Source organism: Arthrobacter sp. TMP15, from assembly GCF_039529835.1.
GTDB lineage: Bacteria > Actinomycetota > Actinomycetes > Actinomycetales > Micrococcaceae > Specibacter.
The window spans coordinates 1,113,429-1,125,553 of sequence record NZ_CP154262.1; the positions used below are offsets into that span (position 1 = coordinate 1,113,429).

Annotated in this window: 7 protein-coding genes; all 7 read left to right on the forward strand. The window is 59.0% G+C overall.

Annotation, left to right across the window (positions count from 1 at the left end):
* The first annotated feature begins 3 nt into the window (after positions 1-3).
* The 7 genes from AAFM46_RS04865 (at position 4) to AAFM46_RS04895 (ending at position 12,068) form a co-directional block, all read left to right on the forward strand.
* The gene (locus tag AAFM46_RS04865; protein ID WP_343319888.1) at positions 4-1,524 is read left to right on the forward strand and encodes an RDD family protein; all 1,521 of its coding nucleotides are present in this window, start codon (positions 4-6) and stop codon (positions 1,522-1,524) included.
* Positions 1,521-2,540 carry a protein phosphatase 2C domain-containing protein gene (locus AAFM46_RS04870; RefSeq protein WP_343319890.1) on the forward strand — a complete coding sequence of 340 codons (1,020 nt, stop codon included), beginning with the start codon at positions 1,521-1,523 and terminating at the stop codon, positions 2,538-2,540. Before AAFM46_RS04865 ends, AAFM46_RS04870 begins: the two co-directional genes overlap by 4 nt.
* On the forward strand, positions 2,533-4,656 hold the full coding sequence (locus AAFM46_RS04875; RefSeq protein ID WP_343319892.1) for an FHA domain-containing protein: 2,124 nt from the start codon (positions 2,533-2,535) through the stop codon (positions 4,654-4,656). The genes AAFM46_RS04870 and AAFM46_RS04875 overlap by 8 nt, the downstream gene beginning before the upstream one ends.
* Positions 4,653-6,431, forward strand: coding sequence for a serine/threonine-protein kinase (locus AAFM46_RS04880; RefSeq protein WP_343319894.1), 1,779 nt, complete (start codon positions 4,653-4,655; stop codon positions 6,429-6,431). Before AAFM46_RS04875 ends, AAFM46_RS04880 begins: the two co-directional genes overlap by 4 nt.
* A 55-nt stretch (positions 6,432-6,486) precedes the next feature.
* The gene (locus AAFM46_RS04885; RefSeq protein ID WP_283530227.1) at positions 6,487-7,191 is read left to right on the forward strand and encodes a hypothetical protein; all 705 of its coding nucleotides are present in this window, start codon (positions 6,487-6,489) and stop codon (positions 7,189-7,191) included.
* Positions 7,188-11,624 (forward strand): FtsK/SpoIIIE domain-containing protein, encoded by a 4,437-nt coding sequence (locus AAFM46_RS04890; protein WP_343319896.1) that lies wholly within the window; start codon positions 7,188-7,190, stop codon positions 11,622-11,624. The genes AAFM46_RS04885 and AAFM46_RS04890 overlap by 4 nt, the downstream gene beginning before the upstream one ends.
* Positions 11,625-11,798: 174 nt before the next feature.
* On the forward strand, positions 11,799-12,068 hold the full coding sequence (locus AAFM46_RS04895) for a hypothetical protein (RefSeq protein WP_283528933.1): 270 nt from the start codon (positions 11,799-11,801) through the stop codon (positions 12,066-12,068).
* Positions 12,069-12,125 lie beyond the last annotated feature (57 nt).

Here is a 12,125-nt window from a genome sequence, read left to right on the forward strand (position 1 = left end):
CAAATGGCGCAAAAAGAGTCGGATCTTTGCCGGAACTGTGGAGCAGAGCTGGCACCCGGTGCAGCCTTCTGCACCCTGTGCGGTGCCGCTGTGGCTAATCGTGCCGCCTCGCCGGCGCCAACATCGGTACCCTTGGGAGGTCCGGCTCAAAATACGCAGCCTTCCACACTCCCAGGCATCATTGAAGTAGGCATGTCATCGACGGCGCCGCTCATGGCTCCGCAACAGGTTGGCGTTGACCCGCGCATCGCTGCTGCAACCGCGCTGGTGCCCGGAGGTGCAGGACGCCGCCTGGGCGCTAAAGTCATCGACGGTGTTTTGCCCTTCATTTTGGTGGGCGCAGCCGCTGGTATTGGTGCACTAAACATCAAGTCCACCCAGATGGGGAGTTCAGTCCAACTGGACTTGAGCTGGTTGCTGATCCTGATCAGCATCGCCAGCCTGCTCTCTGTGGCCTATGGCATTTGGTTGTGGCTTTGGGAAGCGAAGTCCGGGAAAACACCTGGCAACCTCATGGTGGGACTGCGAACAACCAATATGGAAGGTAGCCCGGCAGGGGTCCTGGCAATCTTTCTGCGCTACCTGATCATCTGTGTGAGCAACATTGTTCCAACGGTGGGTCCGTTGCTGGTGATCATTTCCAACTCCTGGGATTCAAACCAGAAGAAGCAGGGCTGGCATGACAAGGTGGCGCACACACTGGTTTTCAACGTAAAAAAGGGCCGCGACCCCCTTGAAACTGGCGGAATCACTGAACGGGAGAACTTCTCTCCAGCCGGCGTGCCAACAATTTCCGAGGTCAGATCACCGCTGAGCCGCCCGGCAACCAACCGTGCCGAGGATTCCTTTGCGCCCCAGCTGTTTGCGCCCCAGCCCGTTGCGTTCCAAAACCAACAGCAGCCAAAGCAACAGGGCCAGCAAGAGAATCCTTTTGCGCCGCCGTCCCAGCAAGCACAGCCAAACCAGCAAGCCCAGCCAAACCCGCAAGCTCAGCCAAACCAGCAAGCCCAGCCAATCCAGACTCCTGCTGAGCAGGGCCCCATCAGTTCCATACCGGGGTTCAGCGCCAAGTTTGTCCCCGAACGCCCAACCGGCCAAACCGCGCCAACTGTCCCGGATCCCTTTGCGCACGCTCCTTTAGCTGGTGCAGACGATGAGGTGGGGGAGACCCGGGTTCGCCCCGAGCCAGCCATCCCAGCCCTGCGGTTGACCTTTGATGATGGCCGCTTCGAGGACGTTAATGCCCTTGCACTCATTGGACGCAACCCCGCCGGTTACGATGGAGAGATGATTTCGCGACTCATCTCAGTTCAGGACTCCAGCAGGTCCGTGTCCAAAACACATCTGCACCTACGCGTGGCCGCGGATGGTCTCTGGGTCACAGATCGAAACTCCACCAACGGTAGCGCCATAACCAACTTGGCCGGTGCCATGAAACCCTTGAGCGCTGGCGCGCCCGCACTAGCTGATGTTGGTTCCCGAGTGCACTTTGGCGACCGCTCATTTGTGGTGGGACGCGCATGAGCCCGGCAGATGGTGTTGGCGAAGATACCTCTGCGGGTGTCATACTCAGCTTTGGGTTTGGCACTGACCGTGGCCTGCGCCGGGAATTGAACGAAGATTCCTTCTTGGCGGCAGACCCGCTATTCACTGTTGCCGACGGAATGGGCGGACACGAGGCGGGCGAGGTTGCCAGCCGCGAATGTATTGCCATTCTGAGCAACCAGGACTTCCTCACTGCCGCCTCCCGCACGGCTACCGCAGCTGATTTGCAACAGGCGCTTCGCCGCGCGGACGCACGGATCCGTGAAGTCACCAGCGATAAAGCGGGAACAACCGTCTCAGGTGTGGTTTTGGTAGAGGAACGCGGGGTGCCTTATTGGCTGGTGTTCAACGTGGGCGACTCCCGGACGTACCGCCTGAGTCAGGGCAGCTTTCGCCAGGTCAGTGTGGACCATTCCGAGGTTCAGGAACTCGTTGATGCAGGGTTCATCACACCCGCGCAGGCGCTGACCCACCCCCGCCGCCACGTGGTCACACGGGCGCTGGGCGCCGGGTCCGACACCGAAGCTGACTTTTGGCTTGTGCCGGTTGAGGAAGGGGACAGAATTCTTGTCTGCTCGGACGGCCTGTCGGGGGAACTGAGCGACAGTGCGATTCATAGGACGCTCAGTACCCTGAGCCACCCTCAAGATGCCGTAGATTCACTGATTCAGTCCGCGTTACGCTCCGGGGGCCGGGATAACATCACAGTGATTGTGGTTGACGCCAGCCATGTCAATGGAGTGGCCGGGGATGAGACATTGAACAATCCGAAAACCGCTCAGATGGCAGTTCAAACCGGCGGTGATGACACACTTCCACGGATGCTGGCCCCGGAGAAGGACACCTTGGAAGCTCCTACCGAAGTTATTCCCGAAGACGTTCTGGAGTCCATCCCGGCGTCTGTACGAACACCCGAAAAATCAGTCCCGTCAGTCCAACCCACTGCATTGCTAGAAAATAGTGCAGCACCCTTGCACGAGGAGAATCATGGTTAGCACCCAGTACAGTACAGGTTCCTGGCTTGGAATTGTGCGCTCAGGATCGGTCATCATTTTAGAAGCACAGACCGATTCGGCCACCGTCAATCACCTGTGGGAGTACCTTGGCCAAAAGCCAACCATCCACGGGGTCCTGAATGAAGTCACCGAGAAATTTGGTACGGGCCTCACAGGCATGCCGGACTTCGCCGTGGTGGTTCAAAGTGACCGCCTGCACGCAATTTTGCGTGGGGACATCACCTTGCTGGCGCACACGGAGAACGGCACGGAGATTGTTTCGGGACGGGACGTCACCACCTGGAGTGAGCGCTCGTTGCCGCTTGCCGAATCTATTGAACTGACAATGGCCGAGCCCGATTCACACAGTGCGGCACTTGTTCTGCCGCTTGGCGAGGGGGTTGTGGCCCTGCAGTCGCTGACAATTCGGCTAGTGGATTCCAAGTCTGCCGATTTCAAGTCTGCCGATTTCGTTGGGCCTTCAGGGACAGTCATGGGGCACAGCGCCTCCTCAGCCGAAACGTACGACGACGCGGTGGCGCCTCTGTTGCCATTCGCCGCCCATGCTCACGAGCAAGCAAATGACGCACAGGTTTTTGTCGCTGATGCCAGCAGCGGGGACGCCGGCTCTCACGCAGAAACCGAGACCAGGCTGTGGGATTCGCAGGCTCATGGTGGCGAGGAGGCTGTAGCCGTTCATGATGCACCTAGCCACGAGCCAGCAGAAGAGGACGGCTCAGACTCGGAAGATGAGAGCTCCGCTGAGGCAGAGAGCGCGGAGGCAGAGAACTCCGCTGAGGTAGAGAGTTCCGCCGATGGCGACTACGAAGCTGATGACAGGTATGAAGACGCAGAAGCGTTAGCGAATTTTGCAAAAGCCGCAGAGGCTGCCGACGCCGAGTGGAACGCTCAGCTGGCGCCCCTTGACGTGGCAGGTGACGGACCAGGACCGGACTTAAGCCGCACGATCCGCCCTGACATGGGTGAAGACCACCAATTGGGTGAAGACCAGAACCTCAGCGAAGACCAGGACCTCAGTGGTGACCATGATCCAGTCGAGAAGACTGACGAGCATGAGCCCTCTGCCAGCGCTGCGGGTACCCTGGGCGGGGAATCGGCACCGTCGGGGCAGGAACAAGTCGATGATGGATTCACCATCAACTACGACTACTTGTTTGGTGCCACCACCATGGCTCAAAGTGTGGAAGCTGCTGCTGTCAGATTGGATGAAAACGGCCAGCCTCTGCAACAGGAAAACTCGGAGCCTGCCCTGCCGCCGCGACCACCGAAGCCCCCCGTGGCAGGCAATGTGGCAGGCGCACCGGCAGAAGATGCCGCAGTTGACTCCGAAGATGCTGGCGGCTCCGGCTCAGGTTCTGGCAGCGAGGCAGAGGAAGCCGTTGATTCCGTGGCGGGAACATTCCAGAGCCCGGAGGCGGACCCGGATAGCCAGATGATCGACTCCGTGCCTTGGGGGAATTCTGGCAACCAGAACCAGAACCAGAACCAGTCTGCTCCGGTGGCATCGGTGCAGGATGTTTCTAAAGCCAACGAATCCTACGATCCCGATCATGACGGTCACACTGTGATGCGCGGAGATGTTGCCGTCGAGTCGGCACCACCGGTTGCCGAGCCTCTGGAGTCCCGTCCGCCAACAGGTCCCATGGTTCTGGCCCGGATGTGCCCCCATGGCCATGCCAACCCGCCAAGCCGCTCGCAGTGTTCAGCCTGCGGTGCCGGTATCAATTCGGAACCGCGTGAAGTGGGCCGGCCGCGGCTTGGCACCATGCACATTTCTACCGGCGAACTGGTGGAACTTGACCATTCGCTCATCATTGGCCGCCAGCCTTCAGTGTCCCGGGTCATGGGTGGAGCCATGCCTCGCCTGGTTCAAGTCCAGAGCGGTAATGACGATATTTCCCGTTCCCATGTGGAAGTCCGTCTTGACGGCTGGGACGTGCTCCTTGTTGACCTCAAGGCCACTAACGGCACTGTGCTTGTTCGTGAGGGTGCCGCCCCGCGCCGTTTGAGCCAGGGAGAAGAAGCCATCTTGCTGAACGGGGACATTGCCGAATTGGGTGACGGTGTTTCGCTGCTCTTCGACGGTTTGCTGTGAGTGCCAGACGCCCTCCGGCAGCGCCTCCCGTCCTGCCTGGCTACAGCTTCATTTCGGTGCTGGGTTCGGGTGGGTTCTCGGATGTGTACCTCTATGAGCAGGATCGGCCACGCCGAAAAGTGGCCATCAAAGTCCTGACCGCCGATTTAAAGACTGAAGGGGCCAGAGCCAGTTTTGAGTCGGAGGCCAACCTCATGGCCCAACTGTCGGCGCACCCCTACATTGTCACCATTTTTGAGGCCGAGATCACCGAATCGGGCCACTCCTACCTGGCGATGGAGTACTGCTCCCGACCAAGTCTTGACTTGCAATATAGACAGGGGCGGTTCAGCGCGGACAGGGCGCTGGAAATTGGTATTCAGGTGGCCTCAGCGGTGGAGACCTCGCATCGTGCAGGCATTGCCCACCGGGATATCAAGCCGGCCAACGTCCTTGTCACCGACTACAACCGGCCCGCCCTGACTGACTTTGGTATTTCCGGTGCCATGGATACCGTCCAGACCGACGGCGGTGGAATGTCAATCCCATGGTCGCCACCAGAGTCCTTTGGAGCCGGGGCAACGGACGGTGTAAGGGTGGATGTCTGGGCCCTCGGTGCCACGATCTACACCTTGTTGGCGGGGCACTCACCTTTTGTTGTCCCGGGGGCCGATAACTCCCAACGGCAACTGATGGACCGGATCAATTCAGCACCCCTGCCCCGGTTGGGCCGTGCCGACATTCCCGAAGCCCTTGAATTGGTGTTGGCTACTGCCATGGCGAAATCGCCCACCTCCCGGTACGGTTCGGCCAAGGACTTTGCCCGTGCTTTAATGCGTGTACAAGCGGACTTGAACTTATCTGTCACCCCGTTTGAAGTTCAGGAAGAAGTCCCCTCCCATGAGGCGCGCCCGGGGGATCAGGCCGAAGAGACACGAATTCGCAGCATTGTCTCCATTGACCCTGAGGCTGGCTTCTCCAACCCGACTTTCCCATCACGTGCAGCGGCATCAACGGCAACTGATTCAACCGCTAGCTCTATGACTGGTTCAACATCCGGTTCAACTTCTGGGCTGACTCGCAACGGTCAGACTGTACCCTCGCAGGGATCGGGCCGCGCACAGGGACCGGCACAGAGATCAGAATTTTCTGTGCACCCGCAATCCGGCTCTGACAAAGGCGCCTCTGCAGACTCGGTAGATGGCCCAACGTTCCGCAAAGGCTTTTCAAACATGGCCTCGCCCACAGCGTGGAATGATTCCGTGGCCTACCGGGGGGAATTACCAATTGTCCCGGGTTTTGCTCTTGACTCAACCATTCAACGCAGTGAACTGTTGGCACCAACCCCCGATGCTCATCCAGCTGCGGCGGTAGCCCCGGTTCGAAAAAAACGACTATGGCCGGGACTGGTGGCGGGGCTGGGACTGGTGGCCGCCGTCGTGGTGGGAATTATTGTGTTCATGACGGTAGGCCCCACAGCCCCAGAGGATACGCTTGCGCAACAAAGCTCAGTGCCACCCACGGCGCTGGTTGTAGGCGCCGAGGTTCCAGCCGTGACCGAATTGAAGGCCACACCGAAAAATGGCGGCTCCGAATGGACCTGGACCAACCCAGATCCGCAAGACGGAGACAAATATCTGTGGGCCTCAGTCAGCGCCGTTGACTCCGGGGTGTTCAAAGCAATTACCGAGACCAGAGCATTTGTTGTCAACAGTTCCAACGATCAATCCTGTATTTCAGTGAAGCTTGTTCGTAAGAACGGGCAGACCTCGCCGGAGACAAAAAAGTGTTCCTAACGATCGGGACCGCACGCAGGCAGATGACTTACAAGCAAACAAGGGGGCTGCCATCATGGCCGAACTAACCATAGATTTCTGTGGCGAATGGTACGAACCGTCACCGGAGACCATTTTCAGCATCGGCCGTGAAGGCGATATTGAGGTGGATGACAACCCCTACTTGCACAGGAAGTTTTTGGAGGTTAGCAAGTACGACGGCATTTGGTGGCTGACGAACGCCGGCACCATGCTTTCGGCAACCATTGCTGACGCCGCCGGTGGCATGCAGGCCTGGATGGCTCCCGGGGCACGAATTCCACTTGTCTTTAGCCAGACAAACGTGATCTTCACTGCCGGTCCCACCACCTACGAGTTCTCGGTTCACCTCACGGCGCCGTCCTTCATGTCCCAAAGCCGCGAAGAAGACTCAGCCGGTTCCACCACCATTGGTCCGGTGGTCTTCACAGACTCGCAGAAGGCTTTAATAGTTGCCCTGGCTGAGCCCATGCTTCGTCGTGGCGGAACCGGTTTCAGCTCCATCCCCTCCTCGGCGCAGGCCGCCAAACGGTTGGGCTGGGCGCTGACGCGCTTCAACCGGAAACTGGATAACGTCTGCGACAAACTTGACCGTGTTGGTGTGGTTGGGCTGCGTGGAGGTGGTGGGAAACTGGCCACAAACAGGCGAGCCAGGCTGGTTGAACACTCAGTCACCTCCCATCTGGTCACTCCGGATGATCTCCCCTTGTTGGATTCTCAGCGTGGAACGGAAGTTGAATGAGGATCAGGCTGACCCTCAAGCGTGAACCGCAAGAGGATAAAAACCTAGCCGTCACAGTGGACGGACTGGCGTCTGTGGGGGACATCGCCACAGAACTATATTTAGCTGACCCTTCCCGCAAGGGGGCCAGTGCCCCGCAAAACCTCTCATTATTGGTGGAGCAATCCATTGTGGGCGGTGTTCGCGGCCGCACACTGCCACCGGAAAGTAACCTCCTTGAATCGGGTTTGCGCCCTGGCGCAACCGTCTCTCTCACCCAGGTTAGCGAGAGCTTCGCAGCAGCAAATCAGGACCGCGGACCGGCTGCCGCGACCCTTCGTGTGGTTTCCGGACCGGATGCGGGCGCTGAATTCGCTTTGCCTGCGGGGACAAGTTATGTGGGCCGCGACTATGACGCAGATGTCAGACTGAGCGATCCCATGACCTCAAAACGGCATGCACGTATTACCGTCGGTGAGACTATCGAGATTTCTGACACCGGATCTGCCAATGGTCTGATGATGGAAGGAACCCAGGTTTCCCGTGCCGTTTTGGGATCCTACGATGAAGTCACCCTGGGCGAGACAACTATTTCAGTTGTGAGCCTGGGCCGGGGCGCACAGCAGGGTCCCAGCAGCCCTCTGGTTGAATTCAACCGGTCACCGCGCGTTGTGGCGCAGTTTAAAATTGAAGAACAAATGCTGCCCTCCGGACCCCAACGCCCGCAGCGCCAGCGCTTCCCAACCATCATGTTGGTGGCACCCATCCTGATGGGTGCTGTCATGTTTGCTGTGACCCGGAGCTTGTTCAGTGTTGTCTTCATGGCCATGATGCCGTTGATGATGATTGGTAGCTGGATGGATCAAAAAGCCAACGCCAAACGTGACCTAAAAGAGGCCATAGTTCAGTTCCGCGGGGCAATTGTTGAGTTTCGTCGGCAAATGACCAAACGCCAACAGGTGGAACGTGCCGTGCGGTTGGCTGAAAGCCCCTCAACGGCTGAAACAGTTGATGCGATCTACAAACTCGGTCCGCTGATGTGGACCCACCGACCCGAGCACAAATCGTTTCTTTCCCTGCGTTTGGGTGTTGGCCGGCAACCCTCACGCACTCCCGTGAAGGCGCCAAGCGATAATAAAACTCTGCCCGAGTACATGGCGGAGATCGAGGACATCAAAACGGAATTTACCGATATTGATGGAGTTCCCGTTGTAGCCCAGTTCCGCACCAGCGGTGCATTGGGTGTTGCCGGGCCTCGGGGAGTGGTTGATGATGTGGCACGGGCTCTGGTGCTTCAAGCGGTAGGGCTGCACTCGCCGGCCGAACTGGCAGTGGCCGCCATGACCTCTGCTGAATCCAAGAAGCGGTGGGAATGGCTCCAATGGCTCCCTCACGTAGGCTCCGTGCACTCTCCGCTGACCGGCGAGCACTTGGCCTCAGGTAACGGTGCGGCCAGCGTACTGCTTGCAGCTCTTGAAGATTTGATGGTGCACCGCGGTGTCAATATGGCGGCCAACGGCGCAGCCCACAGGGGTATCCTGGATCCCAATAAACTTGAGATTCCCGCGCCAGCCACGCCCGCGTTGCTCGTCATTATTGAGGACGACGTTAAGGTTGACCGGGCCCGTCTCACCCGCCTGACCGAATACGGTGCCGATGTGGGCGTGCACATTATGTGGATAGCAGGATCTGTTGAAGCGTTGCCTGCTTCCTGCCGTGACTTCATCCACGTGGCTGAAACGGCAACAACAGGTCAGGTCCGGCTAGGGCAGCTAACGTTTCCGGTGAGTTGTGAAAGTGTCAGTTTGGAACTTGCCGCACAGCTGGCCCGCATGCTGGCACCGGTGGTTGATGCAGGCAAACCTGTGGATGATGATTCCGACCTTCCCCGCAGCGTCTCCTACGTTGCGCTCGCCGGACACGATCTTGTGGAAAGCACCTCCGGGATCACCGATAGGTGGCTGGAAAATAACTCTGTCTCCTCCCGGGCAGTGAAGAACCGTAAACACCAGGGTTCCTTGCGAGCTCTGGTTGGTTCCAAAGGTGTTGAACCCATGTACCTTGACCTAAAGACTGAAGGCCCGCACGCCCTTGTTGGCGGTACCACCGGTGCTGGAAAGTCCGAATTTTTGCAGGCCTGGGTGCTGGGCATGGCTGCCGCCTACAGTCCCGATAGGCTCTCCTTCCTGTTCGTTGACTACAAGGGTGGGGCTGCTTTTGCTGACTGCGTGCAGTTGCCGCACACAGTGGGTCTTGTTACTGACCTGTCCCCGCACCTGGTCCGCCGCGCGCTGACTTCCTTGCGAGCCGAACTGCACTTCAGGGAACACCTGCTCAACCGCAAGAAGGCCAAAGACCTGCTGGCCATGGAGCGTGAAGCAGATCCGGAAGCACCGCCGTCGTTGGTCATTGTTGTTGATGAGTTTGCCGCATTGGCCAAGGAGGTTCCCGAGTTTGTGGACGGTGTTGTCGATGTTGCTGCCCGCGGACGCTCCCTGGGATTGCACCTGATCCTTGCCACGCAGCGTCCTTCAGGTGTTATCAAGGACAGCCTGCGGGCCAACACCAATATGCGCATCGCTCTGCGTATGGCAGATGTGGATGACTCTCAGGACATTCTCGGTGACTCCACGGCAGCGTACTTTAGCCCGTCCATCCCGGGACGTGGCGCGGCTAAAACGGGGCCCGGACGGATCCAGGGATTCCAGACCGGCTATGCCGGTGGCTGGACAAGCCGCACCCCGCAGCGTCCGCGCATTGACATTGTTGAGATGGATTTTGGGGCTGGCGCACCGTGGGAGCAGGAAATGGTTGCCGCACCCGTGGAGGATTCGGCCGGGCCCAATGACATCTCCCGCGTGGTTTCCAACATTTCTCTGGCCGCCGTGGAACTCGGCGTGAAGCCTCCCCGCAAACCGTGGCTGGGTGAGTTGCCCGAGATCTATGACTTCTCGAAGCTGCCAACACCACGCACCGATGAGCAGCTCCTTCTCGGTGTCATGGATGATCCCGAGCACCAGGCCCAGCCAACCGTGTTCTTTGAGCCGGACAAGGATGGAAACATGGCCGTCCTGGGGGCCAGTGGCTCCGGCAAATCGGCCGCGCTGCGTACCATTGCCATCGCCGCGGCGATCACACCACGCGGCGGTCCCGTGCAGGTGTACGGCATCGACGCTGCCTCCAACGGGTTACAAATGCTTGAGGTACTCCCGCACGTCGGTGGGATCATCAACGCCGAGGACAGCGAAAGGGTTGGGCGTCTACTGCGGTACGTTCGCGGCATCATCGAGACGCGCGCGGAGAGTTTTGCCCAAGTCAAGGCCGGCAGTATTGCCGAGTACCGAAAGCTGGCCAACAAGCCAAATGAACCGCGCATCATTGTCATGGTCGATGGTCTGGCCACGTTCCGTGAACTGTACGAGTTCCGCGTGGGCATGAACCAATTTGAAACACTGCAGCAGATAGCCACCGATGGCCGTCCCATGGGCGTGCACATTGTCATTGCCGGTGACAGCCCGAAGTCGCTCCCGGCGTCGTTGGCTTCATCTGTTCAGCGCCTCTTGGTGTTCCGTTTGGCCACCGCCGATGATTACTCCAACCTGGGCTTGCCGCGCGACGTCCTGACTCCGGCCTCACCGCCCGGCCGCGGCATGATTGACGGCGGTGAAATCCAGGTGGCAATCTTTGGTGGCACCTCCAACTTGGCCCTCCAGGCCCGCCAAGTGGCCAGCCTGGCCGAGACCCTCCGGCGCCAAGGCGTGGTGGCAGCTCCCCGAGTGGAGTCGTTGCCTGAAATGCTTGACTTGGACGTGCTGCCGGCAGCAACTCCAGGAAATGTGATCATTGGTGTTGACGATTACAATCTTGAACCCACCGGTCTGCAGGCCACCGGTGCGCTCATGCTCACGGGTCCGCCGTCGTCAGGGCGCACAACAGCTCTGGTGACCCTGGCTGAAGCGCTTAAACGTTCAACTCCGGGAACACGGCGCATTTACTTTGGTTCGCGCCGCTCCGCCATCGCCAACCTGCCATTGTGGGATGAATCCATTGTGACGCCGGGGGAGCTGGAGCCTGAACTGCAGCGCTTTATTGACCTGGTGGAAAGTGAAAGCCAAGCGGTTGCCTTCTTCATGGAGGGCGTAACCGAGTTTGCCGACTCCGAAGCCGAAATGGACCTGGTGACCTTGATCAAAGCGGCGGTGAAGACCAATTGCTTTGTTGTGGGTGAGGGAGAAACCTCCACCTGGTCCGGGGCGTGGAGCCTAGCCGGACTCTTCAAGGCGGGCCGGCGCGGGCTGCTCATGAACCCCGGTGATGTGGAAGGGGACACCTTGATGAACACTTCCCTTGGACGGGTCTCCAACAATAAGTTCATCCCGGGCCGGGGCTATGTGGTTGGTCGTGGAAAGGCGTTCAAGCTGCAGGTGGCCACCACTATGGACCACGAGCGGTAAAAATTGCGGGAGATAATACCCTCACACCCCTCGGTGAGGTTGGAGATAATGACGTCACAACGGCCGACGGGGAGATGTCCCCATCGACGTTGGTCCGCAATCTTGTTAGATTTCTATTAGTCGCCCGGTTGGACAAGCCAGCGGGGCATCTACTTCAACATAAGGATGTGCAGCATGGCAGCTGGAATGATTGGTAACGATCCCCAGGACATGGCCGATTTGGCCTCAAAGCTCGGCACCGCCATTGACCAGATCACTCAGGTCATGTCTACCCTGGACAGCAAGGCACAGTCCGTTCAGTGGGAAGGCCCCGACGCCACCCGCTTCAAGGGCACCCAGTGGCCCACGTCCAAGAAGTCACTTGCCCGCGTCATCAGCGACCTCGGCGACGTCAAGGTCATTGTGAACAAGCAGAAGCAGCAGCAGCTCGACGCTTCCAAGTAAGCAGAGCCCACAAGCTCAAACAAACCTGCAGTACTGGCGAGAAAATAGTGCCCAAGT

What these genes read in the sequence shown, in the direction of transcription:
- AAFM46_RS04875 (WP_343319892.1), top strand. Translation starts at nt 2,533, where the DNA reads ATGGTTAGCACCCAGTACAGTACAGGTTCCTGGCTTGGAATTGTGCGC.
- AAFM46_RS04885 (WP_283530227.1), top strand. Translation starts at nt 6,487, where the DNA reads ATGGCCGAACTAACCATAGATTTCTGTGGCGAATGGTACGAACCGTCA.
- AAFM46_RS04895 (WP_283528933.1), top strand. Translation starts at nt 11,799, where the DNA reads ATGGCAGCTGGAATGATTGGTAACGATCCCCAGGACATGGCCGATTTG.
- AAFM46_RS04870 (WP_343319890.1), top strand. Translation starts at nt 1,521, where the DNA reads ATGAGCCCGGCAGATGGTGTTGGCGAAGATACCTCTGCGGGTGTCATA.
- AAFM46_RS04890 (WP_343319896.1), top strand. Translation starts at nt 7,188, where the DNA reads ATGAGGATCAGGCTGACCCTCAAGCGTGAACCGCAAGAGGATAAAAAC.
- AAFM46_RS04865 (WP_343319888.1), top strand. Translation starts at nt 4, where the DNA reads ATGGCGCAAAAAGAGTCGGATCTTTGCCGGAACTGTGGAGCAGAGCTG.